A 24,766-nucleotide genomic window follows, 5' to 3' on the forward strand; every position below is an offset into this window, starting at 1 on the left:
ACCTGCGTTTTGGGGTGCAGGGGCCTTGAGGCCCCTGCATTTCTTTTATGACCATAGACATTTACGACTCCTTGCCCTCGACCCAGCTTGAGGCGTTATCGCGTCTTGGCTCAATGCTTTTCGGCCCCGGCTGGATTCAGGCGCGTCAGCAAACCGCCGGTGTTGGGCGGATGGGCCGGTCGTGGGCGGGTATATCCGGTAACCTCATGGCATCATGGTACGGCGTGTTGCCCGTCGAATTACGCCATGTGACGCAGCTGTCGTTCGTGACGGCACTGGCGGTAACTGATCTGCTGAGGCCCTTGGTTGCCTCGCCGAACAGCCTGAAAATCAAATGGCCGAACGATGTGCTGTACGACGGCCGCAAGCTGTGCGGCATACTGGTGCAGACCGAAGCGCTCGATGACGGACTTGGCATTGTGATCGGCATAGGCATCAATGTTACCGATGCGCCCGACCTTGAGGCTTATAATACGACAGCACTAAACGCGATTTCTCGTGAACCGCATGACGCGATCGGCCTTCTGCAACGCCTCGATCCAATCTTCACTGCCCGTCTCAGTAACTGGCAGAAGGATGGCTTTGAAGCCACAGCACAGGAATGGTTGGCTCGGGCCTATGGCCGTGATCGTATCTGTCTGATAAACCACGAAAACACGCCTGTTGAAGGCACGATTCTCGGCCTCGACGGCTTCGGCGCGTTGCGCATCGAAGACCACCACGGCCATATCCATACCGTCTCCAGCGGTTCGGTCACCTATACGGACACCCCATGCTCCTAGCCATCGAACAGGGCAATACCAATACGCTGTTTGCCGTGCACGACGGCGAGAAATGGCTGGCGCAGTGGCGGACGGCGACGGAATCGACGCGTACGGCGGACGAATATGCGGTCTATCTGTACCAGTTGCTGCAGATGAACGGCCTCGATTTCCGCATGATCGACGACTGCATCATTTCGTCGGTCGTGCCGCAGTCGCTGTTCAATCTGCGCAAGCTGGCCCAGCGCTATTTCCACAAGACACCTTATGTCATCGGTGACAACACGCACCTCGGCATCGAGGTTCGCATCGACAAGCCGTCCGAAGCCGGAGCCGATCGTCTGGTCAACACGATCGGCGCGTGGATTCGCTATGGCGGGCCGCTGATCGTTATCGATTCCGGCACGGCGACGACCTTCGATGTGGTCTGCGCGGACGGCGCGTTGGAAGGGACGGCCATCGCGCCGGGCATCAACCTGTCGGTTCAGGCGCTGCACCAAGCCGCCGCCAAGCTGCCGCGCATTGCGATCGAGAAGCCGGCGCACTATATCGGCAAGGACACCGTGTCTGCGATGCAGTCCGGGATATTCTGGGGCTATGTGGGCCTCATCGAGTATCTGATCGACAAGATTCAGGCCGAATACGGCCAGCCCATGACGGTCGTGGCGACCGGCGGCGTTGCGTCGCTGTTCGAAGGGGCGACCACCAAGATCCATGCTTTCGACCCCGATCTGACGCTGAGGGGGTTGCTCGAAATATATCAGCGCACCGTAAGAAAAAGAGAGAATGACTAAGAATAACAACGAACTGGTGTTTTTGCCGCTGGGCGGCTCTAACGAAATCGGCATGAACCTCAACTGCTACGGCTTCGGGCCGGAGCACGACCGCCAGTGGATTCTCGTGGATGTCGGCGTGACCTTCGGCGACCTGACGACGCCGGGGATCGAGGTCATCGTGCCCGATCCGAAGTTCCTCGAAGGTGAAAATATCCTCGGCATCATCCTGACCCACGCGCATGAAGACCATATCGGGGCGCTCGGTTGGTTGTGGGACAAGATCAAGGCGCCGCTCTATGCGACACCGTTTACCGCTTTCCTGATCCGTGAAAAGCTGCGCGAAAAGGGCATCGAAGACTTCCATCTGACCGAAGTGCCGCTGGGCGGCAAGGTCAATCTGGGGCCGTTCGAGGTCGACTATATCACCATCACCCACTCGATCCCGGAACCAAACGGTCTGGCGATCAAGACGCCGCTGGGCACCGTCCTGCACACCGGCGACTGGAAGATCGATCCCGATCCGATCACGGGTGCGGCCACCGACATCAGCGCCATCACGGCACTGGGTGACGAAGGCGTTCTGGCCATGGTTTGCGACTCGACGAATGTCTTCGTCGACGGCCATGCCGGTTCAGAGGCCGATGTGAAGGTCGCCCTGACTCAGGTCATCGCCGGTCTGAAAGGCCGCGTCGCCGTCGCCTGTTTCGCCTCGAACGTTGCCCGTATGGACAGCGTGATCCGCGCCGCCGAAGCCAATGGCCGCTCGGTCTGCCTTGTCGGGCGCTCGATGCACCGCATGTCGGCGGCGGCGAAGTCCGTCGGCCTGATGGCGGGCATTCAGGAGTTCGTCAGCGAAGGCGAAGCCGCCAAGATGAAGGACAAGGACGTCCTCTATCTGTGCACTGGCTCGCAGGGCGAACCGCGCGCGGCGTTGTCACGCATCGCCGACGGCAACCATCCGCTGGTCAAGCTGGGGGCAGGGGACAGTTGCGTTTTCTCCTCGCGCGTCATTCCTGGCAACGAGATCGGCATTCGCTCTCTGCAAAACCGCCTTTCAGACCTTGGTGTTGAAATCCACACCGAAAAGGACCATCCCGGTATCCACGTTTCCGGCCACCCGTGCCGCGACGAACTGAAGGAAATGTACGCCTGGGCGCGGCCGAAGATCGCTGTGCCGACCCACGGCGAGCGCCGCCACCTGCAAAAGCATGCCGCTCTGGCCGCTGAAATCGGCGTGCCGGAACAGGTGACCCCGCGCAATGGCGACATGGTGCGTCTGGCGCCCGGTAAGCCGGAAATCATCGACGAAGTGCCCGCCGGCCGTCTCTATGTCGACGGCGGTGTCATCGTTCCGGAGGCCTCGGATGCTTTGCGCGAACGTCGTCACGCCGCCCATAACGGCATGTTGTTCGTCTCGTTTGCTCTGAACCCCAAGAACCAGTTAGCGTCCTATGTCGATGTCCGCGGTTTGGGGCTGGCCTTCGAGGACGAAGACAGCATCTCCGACCAACTCGAAAAGCTGTGCGATATTGTCGAGAAGGCCGTGCAGAAGCTGTCGCGCGAAGAACGCGACGACGACCTGACGGTGGAAACGACCGTGGCGCGGGTGCTCAAGAAGGCGGCGCAGAATGTCTGGGGCCGTCGTCCGATCGTCGAGACGATTATCCTGCGGTTGTAAGTGGGAAAAGACGCAGGGGCCGCAGGCCCCTGCACCCCATAACCGGGCGTTTCACATGGAATCGTCCCCGTAGTTTGGCATGAAAAAAGGGGGCTTCGCCCCCAATAAAAATACTGACGTCGCGCGCAAAGATTACCGTTCATGCGCGAATATATAGGGGGTGCAGGGGCCGGTGGCCCCTGCGTCTTTTAAGCTTAACTCTTCACCAGAACGTAAGACCCCGGCGCGTCCATCAGCGGTTTGAACTTGCCCTTGGCCGGATCGCGGGCAGGGATGAGATCACCCGATTTTGCGTGCAGCCATTCGGCCCAGTGCGGCCACCACGAGCCTTTATACTCGACCGCATCCTGCTGCCACGCCTCAAGAGTCTTGGGTAAGCCCTTGGTATTACTGGATTCATTGATCCAGTGCATGTATTTCTGCGCGGCGGGAGCGTTGACGACGCCCGCGATGTGACCGGAACCCGCCATGACATAGGTCACCGGCCCGCCGAACAATTTCGCACCCTTGAAAACCGAGCCCGGCGGAGCGATGTGGTCCTCGCGACCGGCCTGCTCGTAGATCGGGATCTTCACGTTCTTGAGGTCGATATCGACGCCGCCAACGTTCAGTTCGCCCTTCGACAGCGCGTTCTCGTTATAGAATTTGCGCAAATAATACATGTGCAGGGTCTTGGGCATCCGCGTTTGGTCCGCGTTCCAGCACAGAAGGTCGAAGGCCGTCAGTTCCTTGCCCATCAGGTAGTTGTTGACGAAGAACGACCACACCAGATCGTTGGCGCGCAAGGAGTTGAAGGTGTCGGCCATCGCCGTGCCGGGCAGGACGCCGCCCGCCGCATCCATCTGCCGCTCAAGCTCGGTCAGCCACGCTTCGTTGGTGAACAGCAGCAGATCGCCAGCCTCGGAAAAATCATGCTGAGCGGTGAAGAACGTCGCCGAGCCGATGCTGGTGTCGCCTTTGGCGGCCATGTGGGCGAGGGTCACGCCCAGAAGTGTGCCGCCGATGCAGTAGCCGACCGTGTTGACGGTCTCGGCGCCTGTCTGTTCGCGGACCTTGGCGACGGCCTGATAGATTCCGCCGAACATATAGTCCTCGAAGGTCAGGCTGGCCATCGACTGATCGGGGTTGACCCACGAGGTAACGAAGACGGTAAAGCCCTGATCGGTCAGCCACTTGATCAGCGAATTCTTGGCCTGAAGGTCGAGGATATAGAACTTGTTGATCCACGGCGGGAAGATCAGAAGCGGGATTTCGCGCACCTGCTCGGTCGTCGGACTATATTGCAGAAGCTCGAACAACGGCCCGCGCCAGACGACCTTGCCCGGCGTGGTGGCGACGTTTTCGCCGACCTTGAAATGATCGTAATCGGCCTGAGAAATCTTCAGCTTGCCGTCGCCGCGCGCCAGATCGTCGGCGAATTTCTGCATCCCCTTGACGAGGCTTTCACCCTTGGTCGAGATCAGGGTGTCGAGCGCGGCGGGGTTCGACATCAGGAAGTTGGACGGTGAAAAGGCGTCGGTGATCAGCTTGGTGAAAAACTCGGCGCGACGCTTGTCGAGCGGATCGACGCCATCGACCGACGAGACCAGATTATTGAGCCAGTTGGACGACAGCAGGTACGACCGGCGCATCATGTCGAAGACGAGGTTTTCCTGCCAGCGCGGATCGGCGAATCGCTTGTCTTTGGGGCTGGTGTCCGGACCCGCTTCGCCGCCCAGCGAGCGGCGAGTCATATCGGCCCACAGCGACATATAGCCGGTCAGGAGGTCCGTCTGGGCCTCGACCATCTTTTCCGGGCTTTTCGCCAGCGAATTCATGACATTGGTCATGGCCGGACCGACCTGAAAGGGATCGGAGGGGGCGGAGCCGTTGAATTCGGGCTGTTTGAAGACCGCGCTGGCCAGGGCCGTCTGCGCGGTAATCGCCGCCTTGGCCAGATTGACCGACAGGTCCTCCATCGCCTTGAACTGCTCGGCATCGAAAGGGGTTTCACGTCGCGATTCGGAGGCCTGTTCCGCCTTAGGCTCCGGTTGCGGCTCGGGCTTGGACGGCTTTTGGGCTTTCGGGGCGGCTTTCACCGTGGGCGATTTGAGGGTCGAAGGGGTAGCCTTGCGCGTTCGGGCTGTGCTGTCCGACGCGGCTTTTTTACGTTTCGGCTTGATCTCTTCGGCCATGTCACCCTCCGGTTTTTCGATTCTTACGACCTGTTCTAAACCGCTTTTCCCGTCTGTGGGGATCAAATCTGGCAATATGATCCGCAATCTGGCGTTATTGGTGCCGCGAATATTTGTGACGTGAGGCACTTTATGGCTGTTCAGGCGGGCGAAATTTTGCTTTTGATCGGTTCTGGATCAAAAGGGCGCACGTCATGATCAACCACTTTGCATTAAACCTCCGGCGCCTGATGGCGGTTGTGCTGCTGGGATCAATGCCGGTCGTGGCCCATGCCCAGTCGGCCCCGGCACCGGCGCCCGTTACGAATGGCTTTCCTACCTGGTCGGAATTCCCGCCGCCACCTGAGAATGTGCCGACGGCGGCCGAGATCAAGGGGCGGGTGCTCGATATTCAGGGCATAGGCGGCGCGCTGCAAAGAACGGTCGACGCCATCGTCTGGGATCTGGACCCGGCGGCGCGCATAACCACGGCCGCCAATGCAAGGATCGATCCGTTGCTGGGCGCACCGGCCAAGCCGGTCGATCCTGTCGAGCTTGAAGCCTTTGCCAGCAAGCTGCGCGCTCGGGCCACGCCGCCGCCGGTTGAAAAGTAACGGCGACGCGCCGATAATAAGAATAACTAAAAAACAGGAATATGCCCAAATGCCCGGTCCGGATTTCGCTCTGAGCCTCGATATCGTTCGCGTTGCCGAAGAGGCAGCGATTGGCGCCTATGCCGAGGTAGGAGCCGGTGACGAAAAGGCCGCCGACAAGGCCGCGGTCGATGCCATGCGCGCCGCCCTCAATGCTCTGGATATTGACGGACGCATCGTCATCGGCGAAGGCGAACGCGACGAGGCCCCTATGCTGTATATCGGCGAGTCCGTCGGGACAGGGAAGGGGCCGCAGCTCGATATCGCGCTCGACCCGCTGGAAGGTACCACCCTGGCGGCCAAGGCGATGGCGAATGCGCTGGCGGTGATCGCCTTTGCGCCGCGCGGCGGCATGCTGCATGCGCCGGATACTTATATGGACAAGATCGCCATCGGCCCCGGATATCCGGAAGGCGTTATCGATCTGGATGCTTCGCCGGAAGAAAACGTCAAGGCGCTGGCTCAGGCCAAGGGCGTCGATGTCTCCGAAATCGTCGCCTGCGTTCTGGACCGTCCTCGCCACGAAAACATCATCTCGTCTCTGCGCAAGGCCGGGTGCCGGGTGCATCTGATCACCGACGGCGACGTAGCCGGCGTCATCCATACGGCGCAGCCCGAAACCGGTATCGACATCTATCTGGGGCTGGGCGGCGCGCCCGAGGGCGTTCTGGCCTGCGCCGCGCTCAAATGCGTCGGCGGTCAGTTTCAGGGCCGCCTCATCTTCCGTAATGAAGATGAGCGGACGCGGGCTGTGCGACTGGGGATCACGGACTTCGATAAAAAATATTCGCTGAACGATTTGGTCAGTTCCGACGCCGTCTTCATCGCCACGGGGGTAACGTCCGGCGCGCTTCTGCGCGGTGTGCAAAAGGAAGTGACCGCGCGGGGGGAAACCTTTGTCACCACCGAAAGTCTGGTGATCATTTCCAAAACCCGGACGATCCGCAAGCTTTACATGCGCCGCCCCCTCACTTTGTAGTCGCGCATTTGTTTCCGAAACGAAGTTCGACGCAGTCAAAACCGTTGCACACTTTTCGGAATGCGCTTTGATAGATCATGCCCGATGACATTGCCCAGACCCGATTCGCCGATACCCTCGACCCGTTTTTAGGCGTTGAAACCTCGGTGACGGGACGGCTGTGGGTCGATCGCCGTCAGGCCCGGGCCGTCGGTGAGCCGGAGCTGCGCCGGATTTCCGACCAGTTGGCGCTGAAAGGCCTGATCGAAGACGCTTTTATCGAGCCCATTGCGCGATCGATTGCCGGACGCGGGATCGCCGCCGAGGCGCTTGATCATTACCTGAAGCCGACCCTTAAAGCGCTGTTCCCCGAACCCGAGACCTTCATGGATATGGGACTGGCGGTGGCTGCGATCCTTGATGCCTTGCAGGCCCGGCAAAAGGTCTATGTTTTTGCCGATTACGATGTGGATGGCGCCACCAGCGCCGCGCAACTGGTTCGCTGGTTTCGCCATATGGGCCACGACCTCAGCGTCTATGTGCCTGATCGTATCCTCGAAGGCTATGGCCCATCGGAAAAGGCTTTTGATCGCCTGAAAGCCGAAGGCGCGGACCTTGTCATCACGGTGGATTGCGGCGCTTCGTCGCACCATGCGCTGGACTACGCTGCCGCCATCGGACTGGACGTGGTGGTCATCGATCACCACCTGATGCGCGAAGATCCGCCGAAATGCCGTGCCGTGGTCAATCCGAATCGTCCCGGTTGTACCTCGGAGCAAGGTAATCTGGCGGCGGCGGGCGTCGTGTTCGTCGTTCTGGCGGCGCTTAATCGTGAGGCCGAAAAGCGCGGCCTGTTTGCCGACCGGCATAAGCCCGACCTGACGCAATGGCTCGATCTGAGCGCCCTGGGGGCGATCTGCGACGTGACGGCCCTGACCGGGTTTAACCGGGCGCTGGCGACGCAGGGGCTCAAGGTCATGTCGCGTCTGGAAAATAAAGGCATCCGGGCTCTGATGAAGGTCGCCGGACTTGAGGTCACCGACGTCGGCAAGGCCCCGGCCCTGATGAGCGTCTTTCATTCCGGCTTCGTGCTGGGGCCGCGGATCAATGCGGGCGGGCGGATCGGCCGCGCCGATCTGGGGGTGCGCTTGCTGTCGACCGAGTCGGACGACGAAGCCCTGTCTCTGGCGCAGGAACTGGACGACCTCAACAAGACCCGTCGCGACGTCGAAGCCGCCGTCCAGGAGGAGGCGCTGGCGATGGCGGCTGCACGAGGATTGCCGTCGGAAAACGATCATGTCGTCATAGTGGCACGCGAAGACTGGCACCCCGGCGTCATCGGCATCGTGGCGGGCCGCTTGCGCGAACGCTGGCACAAGCCGGTCATCGTCATCGGTATCGATCCGGTCAGCGGTATTGGCAAGGGTTCGGGGCGTTCTCAGGCCGGAATCAATCTGGGGCAGGCCATATCGGCGGCCTATGAGGCGGGCCTGCTCATGTCTGGCGGCGGTCACGCCATGGCGGCGGGGCTGAGCATCGAGGCTGGACGCGTCGCGGAACTACAGGCCTTTCTGAACGACTTTATCGGCAAGGCCACCGCCGAAGCCGATCGCAAGGATCGGCTGGAAATCGACGCGACCCTGAGCGCCGCCAGTGCCACCCGTGCCCTGCTTGATCGCTTCGAAATCATGGCCCCCTTCGGTCAGGGCAATCCGGAGCCGCTGTTCGCCCTGCCGCACATGCGCGTCGGTTACGCCAGCGCGCTAAAAGGGGGGCATGTCCGCTGCGATCTGATCGATGAAAGCGGCAAGCGGCTGAAAGCCATCGCCTGGCGCGCGCAGGATACGGCGATCGGCGCGGCGCTGCTCAATCCGGCGGGCGCCATTCACGTCGCTGGACGGCTCAAGCCCGACGACTATATGGGCCGCAACGGCGTCCAGTTCGAGATCGAGGATATCGCGCATATCTTTGGTTGAGCGCCGCTGACCGACTTTCGACCCATACCGGAACATATTCACAAGCGCGTTGAAAAAACGCAAAATAGCGCTTGCAACGGACAATCCGTGACGCTATCAAGCGCACCTCTTGACGCGGTCCCTTCGTCTATCGGTTAGGACGTCAGGTTTTCAACCTGAAAAGAGGGGTTCGACTCCCCTAGGGACTGCCATCAAGAACATATCGCCAAAGATGCGGTCCCTTCGTCTATCGGTTAGGACGTCAGGTTTTCAACCTGAAAAGAGGGGTTCGACTCCCCTAGGGACTGCCATGGCGAATTCTCCGGACAATTGAAAAGGGTGGTTCATCTGTCCGCAATAGGATAAACTGTGCTTTTGATGCCATAGGCGTCAGCATGGTTGTGCATTTTGGGGGTAAAATGCTATTTTTCACTCGCTATGAGCGATTTTTCGGCGTAATTTCGCAAAAAATGCGAAATGGGCCTCAAAATTACCTGCCCATTTGATATATCCATGTTATAGTTCGCGCATCACAGATGTATATTTGTGGGCTTGGTGAGGAATATGAGTGTGTACGATTACAATAAGAGCAGCGAAGCCGAAGAACTTAAGACCATTTCGGGTCGCGTAAAGTGGTTCGACGCCGGTAAGGGCTACGGTTTCATCGTCCCGCAGGATTCGGATCAGACGAATATGCGTGATGTTCTCCTGCACGTTTCGGCGCTCCGCGACCTCGGTCGCGACGTGGCACACGAAGGTGCGGCTATCGAATGCAAAATCGCCAAGCGCGCCAAGGGATGGCAGGTCATCGAGATCACCTCGCTGGAGGCTACGGGCGCGGCGCCGGTGCGCGAAGCGCGCGATCCGTCCACCGTACGGTCCAGCCATCAGGTCAGCACCCAGATCGGCGATCTGGAAGCGGCAACGATCAAGTGGTTCAACCGCACCAAGGGCTATGGCTTCGTGGTGCGCGGCAATGACCCTACGGATATCTTTATCCACATCGAAACCCTGCGTCGTTTTGGCCTTGAGGACGTACAGCAGGGCGACACCCTGATGGTGCGTTTCGGCGAAGGGCCCAAGGGGCTGGTGGTCACCGAAGTCCAGCCGAAGGCGCTGGTTTGACATTCTGAACGGTCAGGCCTTGAAACGGCCATCGATATCGGCAAAACCTTTAAACGGAGATGCGCTGGCGTCTCCGTTTTGCTTTGACCGTCCGAGGGTGAATACAGCGTGCCTGATTTTAAAACGCTCTTTTTGCTATTTGCCCTTGGCGTGGCGCCGATGGCATCGCCTGTGGCCCATGCCCAGGTGGTGGCCGCCCCGGTCGAGGCCGCCAATGTCACGCGCTTTGGCTACCGGGTGGTGAAAGCCTATCCGCACGATCCGAAGGCCTTCACCGAAGGGCTGTTTTTTCTCGACGGTCACCTCTATGAGAGCACGGGCATGGAAGGGGCGTCCGTGATCCGACGGGTCGATCTGGACACCGGCAAGGTGCAGCGTCAGTTCGATCTGGCACCGGAATATTTCGGGGAAGGCATTGCGCCGTGGAAGGACCGTATCATCGGCCTGACCTGGAAACACGGGAAGGCCTTCGTCATTGGCAAGGCGAGTTTCGCCCTCGAAGGCCATCTGACCTATAGCGGTGAGGGCTGGGGCCTGACCCACGACGGACAGAACCTGATCATGAGCGACGGCACCGATCGTCTGCGTTTCCTCGATCCGGAAAGCTTCAGGCCGGTTCGCGACGTGCCCGTTACCATCCGGGGCAAGCCGCTCGACTACCTTAACGAATTGGAATGGATCGACGGTGCGGTTTACGCCAATATCTGGCAAACGGACTATATCGTCAGGATCGATCCGCGCACCGGTACCGTGACCGGGGTGGTCGATCTTTCGGGGTTGCTGGATCACGCACCGGGTAAGGCGGGAAATGTCGACGTCCTGAACGGGATCGCCTATGATGCGCAGACGCGGCGGTTGTTCGTCACCGGTAAATACTGGCCGGCCTTGTTCGAGATAGAACTGGTTGAGAAACCTGCAAATTAGGAGCGATGAATGCGCCATGTCCTGAGGGCGGGTGTTCTGGCTGTGGGTCTGCTGATATCGGCCTGCGCGCCCGCGCCCGCCAGCGGCAAGCTGGAAGAGGTATCGGTCATCAGCGCCGGTGCGACCCACCGGTTCCGGGTCGAGATAGCCGACGATGACGTGGAACGCGAAAAAGGCCTGATGAACCGGGCGGAACTAAAGGCCGACCACGGCATGTTGTTCCTCTTCCCGTCGGCGGCGGAGCGCACCTTCTGGATGCACAATACGCTTATTCCTTTGGACATTATCTATATTACGCCGCAGGGTGAGGTGCTTTCGATCCAGAAAAACGCCGTGCGGATGAATGACACGCCGCTGCCGTCCTATGGTGCGGCCAACGTCGTACTGGAAATACAGGGCGGCCTGAGCGACAAGCTGGGCATCAAGCCCGGTGACCGCATCGAGCACCCGGTCTTTGAAACCACGCAATAACTGTGGTTCGATGGATAAACGGCTTGCGGAAGCCGCCCCGAAGTGGCATGAAGCGCGCCTCGCTTCGGCGAGACATGACATGTTCGGGGTGTAGCGCAGCCTGGTAGCGCAGCTGTTTTGGGTGCAGCAGGTCGGAGGTTCGAATCCTCTCGCCCCGACCATTCAATAAAAAAGACCATCCCAAAAGGATGGTCTTTTTTATTGAATGGTTTCGCTTTGCTTCGTCGCGCCTGCGCAGGCTTTCGTGGGTTAAATTCGGCCATTTTCCTTTGCCAAACGTCATCTTTGTAGTAACAGACTCCGACAGCCTGAGGGCCGTGAGTCCGGAGATCGATATGTTCGCGCGCATTTTCAAACCTGCCAAAACCGCCATGCAATCGGGCAAGGCCAAGACCCAGGACTGGGTACTGGAGTTTGAAACGGCGTCGGCGCGCAAGCCCGATCCACTAATGGGGTGGACCTCGTCTGCCGACACCAATGCGCAGGTCCGCCTGACCTTCGATTCGAAGGAACAGGCCATGGCCTATGCCGAGACCCACGGCATTCCGTTCCGCCTGATCGAGCCGGAAGTCCCGCCCAAGATCATCAAGGCCTATGCCGACAATTTTGCGACCAACCGCCGCCAGAGCTGGACGCACTAGTTCAAGCACGACTCCGTAGCTCAGTTGGATAGAGCATCCGCCTTCTAAGCGGACGGTCGCAGGTTCGAATCCTGCCGGGGTCGCCACTTCCCAAATCTTTCATAATGATCCGGCTTAGGCTTTGACCGCGTCCGGGCTTTGGTATTGAATGGGGCGAAGACCTAAACCGTACAAGGACCGGTCATGTCGGTGGCGTCCGCCTTCCAATCCTTACGTGGTGCAGCGTGCCTGGGCCTTGCGCTGTCGCTGATGGGGTGCGGGCCGCGCGAAACCGCCCGGGATGCGCCGGCAGTCGTCAGCGCGGCACCGGAACTCACGGCGCCCTCGACCAGCAGTGCCACCCTGAAAGCCGTATTGACACGCGGTCGCCTCAATTGCGGGGTGCATCCGGGACTGGTCGGCTTTTCCTTTCAGGACAATAGCGGTCGCTGGCGTGGCTTCGACGTCGATTTTTGCCGCGCCATGGCGGCGGCCATATTCTCGGACGCCGACCGGGTGAATTTCATCCCCTTATCGACGTCGGAACGGTTTAAGGCGCTGCAAACCGGTAAGGTCGATGTCCTTTGGCGTTCGACCTCCTGGACCCTGTCGCGTGACGCCGGTGACGGTGTCGATTTCGCTGGCGTCAACTATTATGACGGGCAGGGCTTTCTGGTGCGCAAATCCCTGCGTCTCAACAGTGCCACGGAACTTCAGGGCGCCCGCATCTGCGTCCAGACCGGCTCGACCAGCGAACTGAATCTGACGGACTATTTTCGCACCAAGGGCCTGAAATTCGTGCCGGTTGTGGTGCGCAGCGAAGACGAGGGGCGCGACAACTATGCCAAGGGAGCGTGCGATGCCCTGACGGCGGATGTTTCGGCCCTCGCGGCGGCACGGTCGACCCTGGATGATCCGCAAGGCCATATGATTCTGCCGGAAATCATTTCCAAGGAACCCCTGGGGCCGGTCGTGCGGCAGGGTGACGATGCCTGGGCGGATATCGTACGCTGGACGCTTTATGCCACCATCATGGGGGAGGAACTGGGGATTACCAGCCAGAAGGTCGAAGATATTCATGCCGAATCCACCCATCCCGAAATCCGGCGGCTGCTGGGTGCCGAGGGCAATCTGGGCGGCGGTTTGGGACTTGGGCCGGAATGGGGATACAATATTCTCCGTCAGGTGGGCAATTACGGCGAAATCTTCGAGCGCAATATCGGTGAGGGCTCGCCTCTGCGCTTGTCGCGCGGTCTGAATGCCCAGTGGAATGCGCCGGAACGCGGCCTGATCTATGCCCCGCCCGTGCGTTAGATTTTAACGACGACCGTATCCTGGTCTTCGCGGCCCCATTGTGCCCAGGACCCATCGAACAGCCGGGTCGATTCGTGTCCCGCCTCGAACAGGGCCAAAGCGATGATGGCTGCGGTGACCCCCGATCCGCAGGTGGTCACGACCTCGGTGTCCGGCGTGACGTGCAGGGCGGAGAAGACATTTTTCAACACCGGTACGGGCTTCAGGGCACCGCCCTCGATCAAGTCTGCGGCAGGCAGGTTGCGACTGCCCGGCATGTAGCCGGAACGCAGTCCTGCCCTGGGTTCGGCCATAGTTCCGTCAAACCGGGCGGCAGGTCGGGCATCGAGCACAAGCTTATGTGTCATGTCAGAATATGATTTAAGTTCATTGATATCTATAGAAAGTTTTTCATTCTTGTGTGGCGTATATCCGATGCTTTTCACCCACTCGGTGCCGGACTGAACCGGGTAGCTAGCGGCTATCCAGGCCGGGAGGCCGCCGCGCAATATCTGAACCTTTTCATGCCCCATCAGTCGGAAGGTCCACCACACGCGTGCGGCGGAAAACAGGCCCTGACGATCGTAGATGACCACGTGGTCGCGCTCGGATATGCCCATGCTGCCCACCGCACGGGCAAACACGTCGGCCGTCGGCGCCATGTGCGGCAGGTCGCTGGACGTATCGCTGATGGCGTCGATATCGAAAAATTGTGCCGTCGGGATGTGATCCTGAATGTACAGCGCCTGCATATCTGTACCGTCAAGCGCCCAGCTGCCATCGATGATTTTGACCGTATGGTCGTCAAGCAAGGCCTTCAAAGTGGCGACATCGATCTGGGCACTCATAATATCAGTCCTCGTTTTTAAGTCGGGCATAGGCGTCCAAAGCCCGCTGCCGGGCCTTGCCGTGATCGACAATCATACCCGTACCTGCCTCAGCATCCGGCTTATGACCCAGAAAATCAAACAGATCCTGTTCAAATTTTTGGTGAGCGCTGCGGCTGCGGGAGGTTTTCATTTCTGGAAAACCGGTAATGTATCTATGCCGGTAGTGACCTTTCGGGTCGAATTTCTCCGCCTGCGTAAGGGGATTGAAGATGCGAAAATAGGGCGCGGCATCGGCACCGGAGCCGGCTACCCACTGCCAGTTGGCAGGATTGTTGGCCGGATCGGCGTCGAGCAGGGTGTCCCAGAACCATTGCTCGCCTTTGCGCCAGTCGATCATCAGGTGCTTGACCAGAAACGAAGCGCAAACCATGCGCACGCGGTTGTGCATAATGCCCGTCTGCCACAGTTCGCGCATACCTGCATCGACCAGACTGTAACCCGTTTCACCCCGGCACCAGGCGCGAAAGGCACGCGTATCGTCTTCCCACGGCATGTCGTCGAACTGAGGCTTGAAATTGCGATGATGGAGATCGGGCTGTTGGCATAATATGCCGAAACAGAAATCGCGCCAGGCCAGTTCGGACCGGAACTTCTCATAACCGTCACGCAGGGACGCGTCGTGCTCTACGGCACGTTCCACATCGTGCAGAAGACGATGCGGGCTGATTTCGCCAAACCTCAGATGTGGCGACAGATGCGACGTCAGGTCGAGGTCGGGACGGTCGCGCCCGTCGGCGTAATTTTTGAGTCCATGTGCGATGAAGTGCTGCAAACGGCTGTGCGCCCCGGCTTCCCCCGGTGTCCAGATATCGAACCCCCGGCTCCAGTCTTGTCCCGAAGGCGTGAGTTTGGGGTGAAGGTCCAATGCATCGAGGGGCAGCGATTCCGACCAGGTTTCAGGGGCAACCCACGGGCTTTTCGACAGACGTCGGGTGTGGCCGTCGGCGTAACCCTTGCTAAGGAGGGCGCGATAGAAGGGCGTGAAAACCTTGTAGGGGCCATCGGCACCAGTACGGACTGCGGACGGATCGGCCAGAAGATGCGTGTTGAAGCGGCGGACATCAATGCCGGAATCGGCCGCGAACCGGGCATCGAATGCCTCACCTTTTGGTTCAAAAGTATGCGAGCAAAATATTGTTTTAATATTATTTTCTTTAATTATTTCTTTAAGAATTTTCTCGGTATCGCCCGCTTTCAAAATCAACCGCGAGCCGTGCCTCTGCAGGGCCGTATCGAGCGCCGCCAATGACCGGTTCAGCCACCATTTCGACGCGGCACCCAGCGGCCGGGCAGGAAAGGAGTCGTCGAAAATATAGAGCGGAATGACCGGCAACCCGCTTTTCACGGCCTCGGCTACGGCGGCGTGATCGTCGAGGCGCAGGTCGGAGCGAAACCATAATAGGACAGCGTCGGTCATGGTGTAGCCTTATCGTATAGAGTTTACCGTTCATACGCTTACCGGACGCCCTGCGGATCATCCAATTCAGCTATTGACGGCGGCCAAGCGGCGAGACTAAGCCTGAGGCCTCTATCATTCGAGTAGTCTTATGTCGCCGCCCGTTAAGCTCAGCGCCTGCATTATCACCAAGAACGAGGCGGATCGTATCGCGGCCTGCCTGCGGGCGATCGAGGGGCTGGTGGACGAAGTCGTGGTGGTCGATTCGGGATCGACCGACGGCACGACCGAGATAGCCCGCGATATGGGCGCCAGAATATTCCATAACGACTGGGTCGGTTACGGACCGCAAAAGCGCTTCTCCGAAGACTGCGCCAGGCATGACTGGATACTGAATCTCGATGCCGACGAAGTGGTGACGTCGGCGCTTTTTGCGGAAATCAAGGCCCTGATGGCGGCGGGACCGGAACTGCCGGCCTATCGTTTTAAACTGCGCAACGTCTATCCGGGCAAATCGAAGCCGCGCCTTTGGGCCGATTTCCACAACTATGTCCGTCTGTACGACCGTCGTCGGGTGCGGTTTCGCGACTCTCTGGTCCACGATACCGTGGACACCCGTGACGAACCGGTAGGACAGTTGAAGGGATCGGCGACGCATTTTTCCGCGCGGTCATATGCCCATATCCGGCAGAAACTCGATTCCTATACCAATCTGCAGGCCAAGGCGCTTAAAAAGCCGGCCTGGGCGATCCTCCTGCGATTGCCGTTCGAATATCCGTTCGTTTTCGTGCGCTATTTCGTGTTCCGCTGTCACTTTACGGGTGGTTGGGACGGCGTGATCTCCAGCCATCTGGCGGCCGAGGCGCGCGTGAAGCGTTTGTTAAAAATTCTCAAGGCTCAAAAAGAGCTTAAGAATAAAGCCTGAGAAATTAGTTTAAGATGACCGTGGCAAAAACCTCCTTTTGGCAAGACCTGGCCTGGCGTTTCGAAGCGCTGGTCTATGACGCATTTGTCGGCCTTGTCCGGGCCTTGCCGGTCGATACAGCGTCGGACGTGGGCGGCTGGCTTTTGCGGGTGATCGGCCCGGTTTCGCCGACCCAGAAACTGGTTCGCCAGAACATCGACCTGGCGTTTCCCGACAAGGATGAGGCCTGGAAGGCGCGCGTCATCCGGGCGCAGTGGGATAATCTGGGGCGTACCTTCGCCGAATTTGCGATCATGGACCGTATTCGTATCGGCAATGGCCGGGTGGTTGTCGAAAACATGGAGCGGCTGAAGGCGATTGCGGCCAGCGATACGCCGGTCGTCTTTATCTCAGGTCACTTCGCCAACTGGGAGATCATGCCTTCGACCATCGTCGATAGCGGCGTCCAGTGTCAGATGACCTATCGCGCCGCCAACAATCCCTATGTGGATGAACGTATCAAGGCGGGCCGTATGCGGTACGGCGTGCGATTGTTCGCCCCCAAGGGCGGCGACGGTGCCAAGGAATTGCTGATCGCCATGGGCAAGGGCGACTCCGTGGCGCTGATGAACGACCAGAAATTCAACCGGGGTGTGGAGACGCCGTTTTTCGGGCGCAATGTCGATACGGCACCCGGACCGACGCGGCTGGCCATGCGCTTCGGTACGGTTTTGCAGCCCATGACCGTCGAACGTCTGGAAAAGGCCAGATTCCGCGTGATCGTCCACGATCCGATCGAGGTCGATAATACCGGCCATAAGGCGCAGGACATCGAAACAACCGTCGCCAAGGTGTCGGCCTTTATCGAGCAGGTGGTGCGGGAACGACCGGAAGAATGGTTCTGGGTCCACAAACGCTGGCCAAACGCCGCCTACAAGCCCGGAACGCCCAAAGCGCCCTAATGCGAGCTCACAATATGTGAAGGTGTCAAAGGTTGCAGTGACCCCATCAAAGCGGCATGATCGCGATCACAGAATATTCGCGCATAGCGAAACAGAAAGGTGATGCGGCCCTTCTATGTTTTCTTCGCTTCTTCCTGAATTCAAACGCAAGTGGCTGAAAAAAAACCGGCTGGTCGCGATCGGGGCCGGTGCCTGCCTGCTGATACTGGGCAGCGTCGGCGTCTGGTTGTGGGGCGACGATATTCTGCGGCACAATCTCGACCCGAAAGTGCCTTTCCAGATCTATCAGCGTCCGCCCGCGCCGGATTACCGCACCAAAACCAGCTGGTTTCTCAACCCGGCGCTGGAAGGTTACGAGGTCCGGCGCAACCGCAATCATCAAAAGCTGGATGTCTTTTTTGTCCACGCGACCAGTTTCAACGGCGGCAAGCACTGGCTGGGGCCCATAGATGACGCCGCGGCGTCGGCTGAGGTTGTCCGTAACCAGTTGCCGAACTATGCCGCGCCGTTCGGCACGATCGGATATGTCTATGCGCCGAAATACCGTCAGGCCAGTCTGTACAGCCAGCTGACCCAGCGCGAGGACGCCCGCGAAGCGCGTCAGTTCGCCTATGAAGACGTGCTACAGGCCTTTGACGCGTTTTTGAAACAGCGCCGCAACGAGGGCGGCTTTATTATTGTCGGGATCGAGCAGGGCGGCTTTCTGGCTCAACGTCTGGTGCAGGAGCGTATCGCCGGCGACGAGGCTCTGGCGTCGCGTCTAGTGGCGGCCTATTTCATAGAAACCCTGGTGCCGATGACCGACTATGCGCCGGGCAAGACCTTCCCCGCCTGTACGGTGCGGGCGCAGGCCGGTTGTGTCGTCGCCTATCTGAGTATCGATTCCGGCCGGCCGGACCGGGCGCTACAGGCACAGCGCCGGGCCATGATATGGGGGGCGGGCGATATTCTTGAGCCCATGGGCGACGTGAAAGCCCTGTGCGTCAATCCGCTGACGGGCGGGGTGACGGATAAGCTGGTGGACGCTCGCCACAGTCTGGGTGCTGCCAACGCCACCGGTCTAGAATGGGGCGCCATTCCGGGACTGATTTCACGTCGCACCAGCGCAAGGTGCCGAGGTGAAATCCTATATGTTTCAAAACCTTCCGGCGATTCCTTCGCCTATTCCGGATCATGGGCGGAACGGCGAAAGGTACGCGCTTACAATCTGTTCTATGGCGATCTTCAGGCAGACGCGGCGGAGCGCTGGTTCAGCTATCAATTCCAGAAATCACGTTAAGTTTTTATTAACCTAATCGGTCTTATCTGAGGCATCCGGTCGCCAGTCGAAGAGCTGGCGCAGGACGTCCAGGGCTTTGCGACGTTCCACGGAAAACTGACCTTCGTGCTGAAGGATGTACTGGGCCTCTCGGGCCGCCATGACGATTAGGTCGCCATGGGCGTCGGGATCGACAAAGCGATAGGCGGGAAAGCCGGATTGACGCGCCCCCAGCACATCGCCTTCGCCCCTCAGTTTCCAGTCCATCTCGGCGATGGCAAAGCCATCCTCGGTAGTGCGCAGTAGTTCCAGACGGGCCTTGGCGGTATTACCAAGCGGCAGATCATACAGAAGAATGCACGCGCTTTGGGCGGCACCGCGACCGACGCGTCCGCGCAACTGATGGAGCTGCGCCAGACCGAAGCGTTCGGCCTGTTCGATGATGATGATCGAGGCGTTGGGAACGTCGATGCCGACCTCAACCACCGTGGTGGCGCAGAGCAGGGGCAAGGCGCCGGAGGCGAAGCGCGCCACCACATCTTCCTTTTCAAGCGACGGCATACGGCCGTGCACCAGCCCGACTTCGCGTCCCAGGGCTTCCTGAAGCGACGCGTGGCGGGCTTCGACGGCGATCAGGTCGGATTCTTCGTTTTCTTCGACCAGCGGGCATATCCAATAGGCCTGCGAACCTCCGGCGATGGCGGTTTTAAGCCGCTGAAACACATCGGACAAGCGCGCCCGGGGGATGACGGCGGTATGGATCGGCTGCCGCCCGGCGGGCTTTTCGTCGAGGATGCTGAGGTCGGCTTCGCCATACTGGGTGAGGGCAAGGGTACGCGGAATAGGGGTCGCGGACATCGACAGATAGTGGACGCTCTCGCCTTTCTGGAACAGTCTCTGCCTTTGGCCCACGCCAAAGCGGTGCTGTTCGTCGATGACGCAGAAGTGCAGGCTGCTGAAATCGACGCCTTCCTGAAAGACGGCGTGGGTCCCGAATATGAGCGCCGCTTCCCCCGTAGCGACCGCCCGGCGTTTGGCTTCGCGCGCCGCCCCCTTGTCGCGGCCGGTCATCAGGACCGTCGACAGACCCAAAGGCTCCAGAACGGGCAGGGCTTTTTCATAATGCTGACGCGCCAGGATTTCCGTCGGGGCCATCATGACGCTCTGGTGCCCGGCTTCGGCGACATCGATCATGGCCATCAGCGCGATCAGCGTCTTGCCCGAACCCACATCGCCCTGAATCAGCCGATTCATGCGCAGGCCCGAGTCCAGATCGCGGCGAATATCCGCCAGCGCCCGCACCTGCGCGCCGGTCAGGGCGAAGGGCAGGCCGTCCATGGCGCGTTGCGCCCAGCCGCGCTTATGGATCACCATGGCCGGTGATGCCTGACGATGCTGCTTTCGGGCCTTCATCGCCAGTTGATGAGCCAGGGCCTCGTCATAGGCCAGCCGTCGTCGCGCGGGCGACTGAGGCGAAAGATCGGCTTCGGCGGTCGGATGATGGGCCGCGCGCAAAGATTCACTAAATCCGGAAACGTTAAGCTGCTGCAAGGTCGCCGGGTCCAGCCATTCGGGCAGGCCAGGCGTCAGGGCCAGACCGGCTTCGACGAAACGCCGCATCAGGCGCGGGGATACGGCGGCGGTTGCCGGATAGACCGTTTCGAACAACGGGATGGTGTCCTGTTTGTCGAGGGGCACCACATAGTCCGGATGATTCATCTGCAGATTGGCGCCGAAGCTTTCCAGCCGCCCGCTGATCCAGCGCTGTTCGCCGACGGGGTGTTGAAGCTCGAACCCGCGTATGGCGTGGAAGTAGGTCAGTTGCATCTGCCCGGTATCATCATAAACGACAATGCGCTGAGGCCCCTTGCCGACCGCCCTCTGATAGCTGCCGATTGTCACCAGAATCGTCTGAACCTGACCGGGCCGGGCATCCTTGATGCAGGTGACGGGGCGGAATATCAGTTGTGAGGGCAGGGTAAATATAAGGTCCCGCACATAAGGCCCCACATGTTTGATAAGATGTGGCGCAATTTTGGGACCCACCCCTTTCAGGCTGGTCAAAGACGTGTAATAGGGGAACAAAATTTCCGGACGCATGGCGCTCTTTCAAGCATTAAAAAACCTGAATGAGAAGTGCGATTGCGTCCGCAGCGTCACCTAAGGACGGGAAAATATGGACGAGATTGCACAACAGACCGAAGCCGACCGTCTGGCCCGTCTGCGAAAGCTGAGTTTCCGTGCCTGGCGTCGGGGCTTCAAAGAGGCGGACATCATTCTGGGGAATTTCGCGGACGATTATTTGCCGACCCTGACGCCCGCACAACTCGATATTTTCGAGGTTCTGCTGGAAGTGCCCGACCACGATCTGTACGGCTGGATCATTGAGCGCGACCCCACCCCGGAAGAGCATAAATCTGAAATTATGAATATGCTCAATGTCTATTACAAAAAAGCTTATACTAAAATTTAGGATTAGATGGTCGATCTAGCTCACATAACGGCCGCCGCTCGGCAGGTGTCTCTGACGGGGTGCCCGCCGGGATACGATAGCCTGATCGCGGCGGATCTCACGCGGTCGCAAGGCCTGGCGATGTTCGTGGCGCGCGACTATGCCCGGATGAACGCGATCGCGGAGGAGCTGGCCTTTTACGCGCCGACGCTCGACCTCATCCGCTTTCCCGCCTGGGATTGCCTGCCCTACGACCGCGTCAGCCCGACCGCAGGGCTGATCGCCCAGCGCATGCACGGTCTCACGCGCCTGCAGGCTCTGTCGGGGACAAAGCCTGACGCCCCCGTATTGATCCTGACCACGGCTTCGGCGCTCAGTCAGAAGGTCCCGCCACGCGCGGCGATGAAGGATAGCTGGTTATCGCTGCGACCGGGGCAGAGCATCGATACGCCCGATCTGGAAGCCTATTTCACCCGCAATGGCTATAACCGCGTGTCGACGGTGTCGGAACGGGGTGAATTTGCCGTGCGGGGCGGTATCATCGACGTATTTTCGCCCAGTCAGACCGAACCGGTACGCCTCGATTTCTTCGGCGATACGCTGGAATCGATCCGCAGTTTCGATCCGGAGACCCAGCGGTCGCTCAGGCAGGTACCCCGGATCGATTTCATGGCCGTCAGCGAAATCCTGCTGGACGAGACAAGCATCAGCCGGTTCCGTCAGGGTTATCTGGAAAATTTCGGCGCGCCCGGCGACGATCCCCTCTATGCCGCCGTGTCCGCGGGTATCCGCCGTCAGGGCGTGGAAACCCTGTTGCCACTGTTTTATGAACATCTGGACAGCGTCTTCGACTATCTGCCCGAAGGGACACTGATCCTCCTCGATGCCCTGTCGCAGGCGGCGTTCGAAGAGCGTCAGGCGACCATCGCCGACGCCTACGAGTCGCGCAAAGGCTCTAACGACGCCCGGGTCATGGCCAAGGGGGCGGTCAAGCTGGACAGCGGTTACCGCGCGCTGCCGCCGGAACGGCTGTACCTTAAGGACGATCAGTGGCGCGAGGGACTGGCGCGGGGACGCGTCCGTCAGTTCGAGCCGTTTCAGCGCGACGATGCCGGTCATATCGATCTCGGCGCGCATCCGGGACGCAGCTTCGCGGCCGAGCGTCTTCAGGACAGCGTCAATCTGTTTACCGCTGTGGCCGACCATGCCCGCGCGAAGTCGAAAGCCGGCAAGCGCGTCCTGTTCGCGTCGTGGACCGAAGGCTCCTCCGACCGTCTGGGGGCCATGCTTTCCGACCACGGGCTCGACAAGACGCGGCTGGCGAAGGACTATGCCGACGCCATAGGCTTCGGCGTGGCCGGCACGAAAGCGAAGCCGATCCAGCGCGCCGTATTGCCGCTCGATCAGGGGTTCGAGACCGAAAGTCTGGTCGTCATCTCTGAAACCGACATCTTAGGCGACAGATTAGCACGTCCGCGCAAGCGTCGGAGAGCCAACAATTTTCTGGCCGAAGCTTCGTCTCTGTCCGTGGGCGATCTGGTCGTCCATATCGAACACGGAATCGGTCGGTATGACGGATTAAAAACTCTCAGCGTCAACGACGCGCCGCACGACTGTCTGGAGCTGCAATACGCCGCCGAGGCCAAGCTGTATCTGCCGGTCGAGAATATCGACCTCCTCACGCGCTATGGCGCCGACAGCGAGAGCGCGCAACTGGACAAGCTCGGCTCGGCAAGCTGGCAGGCGCGCAAATCCAAGGCCAAGGAAAAGCTGCGGGAAATGGCCGACGGCCTGATCCAGCTGGCGGCAGCGCGGGCGCTCAAGGTCGGACAACAGATCGATCCACCCTCGGGCCTGTACGACGAATTCTGCGCCCAGTTTCCATACGAGGAGACCGAGGACCAGCTCAATGCTATCCATGACGTCCTCGAAGACCTCGCCAAAGGGCAGCCCATGGACCGGTTGATCTGTGGCGATGTTGGTTTCGGCAAGACCGAGGTCGCGCTGAGGGCCGCCTTTGTCGTGGCCATGTCGGGGCAGCAGGTCGCTATCATCTGTCCCACCACGCTGCTGGCGCGGCAGCACTTCAAGACCGTGTCCCAGCGCTTTCAGGGCTGGCCGATCCGGGTGCGCCACCTGTCACGCATGGTGACAAAAAAGGACGCGGATGAAACGCGTGAGGGCCTGAAAAACGGCGAGGTCGAGGTGGTGATCGGCACCCACGCACTTCTCTCAGATCAGATTAGCTTTAAGGATTTAGGTCTTGTAATCGTTGATGAAGAGCAGCATTTTGGCGTCAAGCACAAGGAAAAGCTGAAAAGCTTCCGTGCTGATGTCCATATGCTGACCCTGTCGGCAACGCCCATCCCGCGCACTCTGCAAATGGCCCTGTCGGGCATCCGTGAAATGTCGATCATCGCGACGCCGCCGGTCGATCGTCTGGCGGTGCGAACCTATGTCCTGCCGTTCGACGGCGTCAGCATCCGCGAGGCGCTCCTGCGGGAAAAATACCGCGGCGGCCAGGCCTATTACGTCGTGCCGCGCCTGAAAGACTTGCCCGATCTGGAGCGTTTTCTGCGCGAGCAGGTGCCGGAGATCAGGTTCATCGTCGGCCACGGCCAGATGACGCCCACCCAGCTTGAAGAGGTCATGACGGCCTTCTATGACGGTCAGTACGATGTCCTGCTGGCGACGACCATCGTCGAGTCGGGCCTGGACGTGCCGACCGCCAATACGCTTATCGTGCATCGCGCCGACATGTTCGGTCTGTCACAGTTGTATCAGATCCGAGGGCGCGTGGGTCGCTCCAAGACGCGGGCCTTCGCCTATCTGACGACGCAGCCGCACCACATCTTAAGCGAAGCCTCAGAAAAACGCCTGAAGGTATTGCAATCACTGGATAATCTCGGCGCAGGCTTTCAACTGGCCAGCCACGACCTCGATATACGTGGCGGCGGCAATCTGCTCGGCAACGAGCAATCGGGCCATATCCGCGAGATCGGTGTCGAACTGTATCAGCAGATGCTGGAAGACGCCGTGGCGGAATTGCGCAGCCGCACCGATCAGGTCGTCGACGATCGTAGCTGGTCGCCGCAGATCAATGCCGGTGCGGCGATCATGATTCCGGAGGACTATATTCCGGACCTGAACACGCGTCTGTCGTTGTATCGCCGGGTCTCGGAAGCTGAAAAGCGCGAAGACCGCGAAGCGCTGGCGGCCGAACTGATCGACCGGTTCGGACCTATCCCCGAAGAGGCCGAGCAGCTTTTGAAAGTCGTCGGTATCAAGGGACTGTGCCGCGAAGCCAATGTGGCCAAGATCGATGTCGGGCCGAAGGGGGCGGTCATTACCTTCCGCAATGATAGCTTCAGCAATCCTATGGGCCTGATCGGGCTCATTCAGGCGCGTCCGAATGACTGGAAACTGCGTCCGGATCAAAAATTGCTGGTGCGGGGCGAGTGGCCGGAAGCGGCGGGTCGTCTGGCGGCGGCGGAAAAGATCATGGCGCAGCTGGCGGGAATTGCGGCGGGTTAAACC

20 protein-coding genes and 4 tRNA genes are annotated in these 24,766 nt (G+C 59.8%); 20 read left to right on the plus strand and 4 right to left on the minus strand.

The window, feature by feature from the left end:
• Positions 1–47 precede the first annotated feature (47 nt).
• Genes PQU92_RS00640 through PQU92_RS00650 form a run of 3 tightly spaced genes read left to right on the plus strand, consistent with a single transcriptional unit; the run spans position 48 to position 3,215 of the window.
• Entirely contained in the window at positions 48–782 is a 735-nt protein-coding gene (locus PQU92_RS00640; RefSeq protein ID WP_272746289.1) for a biotin--[acetyl-CoA-carboxylase] ligase, read from the plus strand.
• Entirely contained in the window at positions 773–1,555 is a 783-nt protein-coding gene (locus PQU92_RS00645; RefSeq protein WP_272746290.1) for a type III pantothenate kinase, read from the plus strand. The genes PQU92_RS00640 and PQU92_RS00645 overlap by 10 nt, the downstream gene beginning before the upstream one ends.
• Complete coding sequence (locus tag PQU92_RS00650; protein WP_272746291.1) at positions 1,548–3,215, plus strand: ribonuclease J; 1,668 nt, start codon at positions 1,548–1,550, stop codon at positions 3,213–3,215. Before PQU92_RS00645 ends, PQU92_RS00650 begins: the two co-directional genes overlap by 8 nt.
• A 194-nt stretch (positions 3,216–3,409) precedes the next feature.
• Here the strand turns inward: PQU92_RS00650 and phaC are convergent, their stop codons facing one another.
• On the minus strand, positions 3,410–5,389 hold the full coding sequence (phaC, locus tag PQU92_RS00655) for a class I poly(R)-hydroxyalkanoic acid synthase (RefSeq protein WP_272746292.1): 1,980 nt from the start codon (positions 5,387–5,389) through the stop codon (positions 3,410–3,412).
• 194 nt (positions 5,390–5,583) lie between these two features.
• Between phaC and PQU92_RS00660 the strand changes: the two genes are divergently transcribed.
• The 12 genes from PQU92_RS00660 to PQU92_RS00715 all read left to right on the plus strand — a co-directional run bounded on the left by PQU92_RS00660 (position 5,584) and on the right by PQU92_RS00715 (position 13,388).
• Positions 5,584–5,982, plus strand: coding sequence for a hypothetical protein (locus PQU92_RS00660; protein ID WP_272746293.1), 399 nt, complete (start codon positions 5,584–5,586; stop codon positions 5,980–5,982).
• A 49-nt stretch (positions 5,983–6,031) separates the two neighbouring features.
• Positions 6,032–7,000: a class II fructose-bisphosphatase gene (gene glpX, locus PQU92_RS00665; RefSeq protein WP_272746294.1), complete on the plus strand. Its 969-nt coding sequence runs from the start codon at positions 6,032–6,034 to the stop codon at positions 6,998–7,000.
• A gap of 77 nt (positions 7,001–7,077) precedes the next feature.
• Positions 7,078–8,955, plus strand: a complete 1,878-nt coding sequence (gene recJ, locus PQU92_RS00670) for a single-stranded-DNA-specific exonuclease RecJ (protein ID WP_272746295.1) — start codon at positions 7,078–7,080, stop codon at positions 8,953–8,955.
• Between the two features lie 116 nt (positions 8,956–9,071).
• A tRNA-Glu gene (locus tag PQU92_RS00675) sits at positions 9,072–9,146 on the plus strand.
• Positions 9,147–9,170: 24 nt separating this feature from the next.
• A tRNA-Glu gene (locus tag PQU92_RS00680) sits at positions 9,171–9,245 on the plus strand.
• Positions 9,246–9,498: 253 nt separating this feature from the next.
• Entirely contained in the window at positions 9,499–10,059 is a 561-nt protein-coding gene (locus PQU92_RS00685) for a cold-shock protein (RefSeq protein WP_272746296.1), read from the plus strand.
• A 159-nt stretch (positions 10,060–10,218) separates the two neighbouring features.
• Positions 10,219–10,983, plus strand: a complete 765-nt coding sequence (locus PQU92_RS00690; protein WP_272746297.1) for a glutaminyl-peptide cyclotransferase — start codon at positions 10,219–10,221, stop codon at positions 10,981–10,983.
• Positions 10,984–10,992: 9 nt separating this feature from the next.
• A complete protein-coding gene (locus tag PQU92_RS00695) occupies positions 10,993–11,454 on the plus strand; it encodes a DUF192 domain-containing protein (RefSeq protein ID WP_272746298.1) in 462 nt (153 codons plus the stop codon).
• Positions 11,455–11,538: 84 nt separating this feature from the next.
• A tRNA-Pro gene (locus PQU92_RS00700) sits at positions 11,539–11,615 on the plus strand.
• 174 nt (positions 11,616–11,789) lie between these two features.
• Positions 11,790–12,095, plus strand: a complete 306-nt coding sequence (locus PQU92_RS00705; RefSeq protein WP_272746299.1) for an ETC complex I subunit — start codon at positions 11,790–11,792, stop codon at positions 12,093–12,095.
• 9 nt (positions 12,096–12,104) lie between these two features.
• A tRNA-Arg gene (locus tag PQU92_RS00710) sits at positions 12,105–12,181 on the plus strand.
• 97 nt (positions 12,182–12,278) lie between these two features.
• The gene (locus PQU92_RS00715) at positions 12,279–13,388 is read left to right on the plus strand and encodes an amino acid ABC transporter substrate-binding protein (RefSeq protein ID WP_272746300.1); all 1,110 of its coding nucleotides are present in this window, start codon (positions 12,279–12,281) and stop codon (positions 13,386–13,388) included.
• On the opposite strand, the gene PQU92_RS00720 is transcribed toward PQU92_RS00715, so the two are convergent.
• A complete protein-coding gene (locus PQU92_RS00720; RefSeq protein ID WP_272746301.1) occupies positions 13,385–14,215 on the minus strand; it encodes a sulfurtransferase in 831 nt (276 codons plus the stop codon). The genes PQU92_RS00715 and PQU92_RS00720 overlap by 4 nt on opposite strands.
• Before the next feature lie 4 nt (positions 14,216–14,219).
• A complete protein-coding gene (locus PQU92_RS00725) occupies positions 14,220–15,674 on the minus strand; it encodes a cryptochrome/photolyase family protein (protein ID WP_272746302.1) in 1,455 nt (484 codons plus the stop codon).
• Between the two features lie 130 nt (positions 15,675–15,804).
• Here PQU92_RS00725 and PQU92_RS00730 point away from each other — a divergent pair, with 130 nt between their 5' ends.
• The 3 genes from PQU92_RS00730 (at position 15,805) to PQU92_RS00740 (ending at position 18,798) form a co-directional block, all read left to right on the plus strand.
• Positions 15,805–16,578, plus strand: coding sequence for a glycosyltransferase family 2 protein (locus tag PQU92_RS00730; protein ID WP_272746303.1), 774 nt, complete (start codon positions 15,805–15,807; stop codon positions 16,576–16,578).
• A 14-nt stretch (positions 16,579–16,592) separates the two neighbouring features.
• Positions 16,593–17,519, plus strand: coding sequence for a lysophospholipid acyltransferase family protein (locus tag PQU92_RS00735; protein ID WP_272746304.1), 927 nt, complete (start codon positions 16,593–16,595; stop codon positions 17,517–17,519).
• Between the two features lie 115 nt (positions 17,520–17,634).
• Positions 17,635–18,798 carry a DUF3089 domain-containing protein gene (locus tag PQU92_RS00740; RefSeq protein ID WP_272746305.1) on the plus strand — a complete coding sequence of 388 codons (1,164 nt, stop codon included), beginning with the start codon at positions 17,635–17,637 and terminating at the stop codon, positions 18,796–18,798.
• A gap of 12 nt (positions 18,799–18,810) precedes the next feature.
• Here PQU92_RS00740 and recG read toward each other — a convergent pair whose 3' ends face one another.
• Positions 18,811–20,877 carry an ATP-dependent DNA helicase RecG gene (gene recG, locus PQU92_RS00745; RefSeq protein WP_272746306.1) on the minus strand — a complete coding sequence of 689 codons (2,067 nt, stop codon included), beginning with the start codon at positions 20,875–20,877 and terminating at the stop codon, positions 18,811–18,813.
• Positions 20,878–20,953: 76 nt separating this feature from the next.
• On the opposite strand from recG, the gene PQU92_RS00750 reads away from it, so the two are divergent.
• Both PQU92_RS00750 and mfd read left to right on the plus strand, forming a co-directional pair.
• Positions 20,954–21,250 carry an FAD assembly factor SdhE gene (locus PQU92_RS00750; RefSeq protein ID WP_272746307.1) on the plus strand — a complete coding sequence of 99 codons (297 nt, stop codon included), beginning with the start codon at positions 20,954–20,956 and terminating at the stop codon, positions 21,248–21,250.
• A 6-nt stretch (positions 21,251–21,256) separates the two neighbouring features.
• Complete coding sequence (gene mfd, locus PQU92_RS00755; protein ID WP_272746308.1) at positions 21,257–24,763, plus strand: transcription-repair coupling factor; 3,507 nt, start codon at positions 21,257–21,259, stop codon at positions 24,761–24,763.
• Positions 24,764–24,766: the final 3 nt, after the last annotated feature.

Origin of the sequence: Asticcacaulis aquaticus, assembly GCF_028550415.1 — a bacterium.
In the GTDB taxonomy this organism is placed as follows: Bacteria; Pseudomonadota; Alphaproteobacteria; order Caulobacterales; family Caulobacteraceae; genus Asticcacaulis; species Asticcacaulis aquaticus.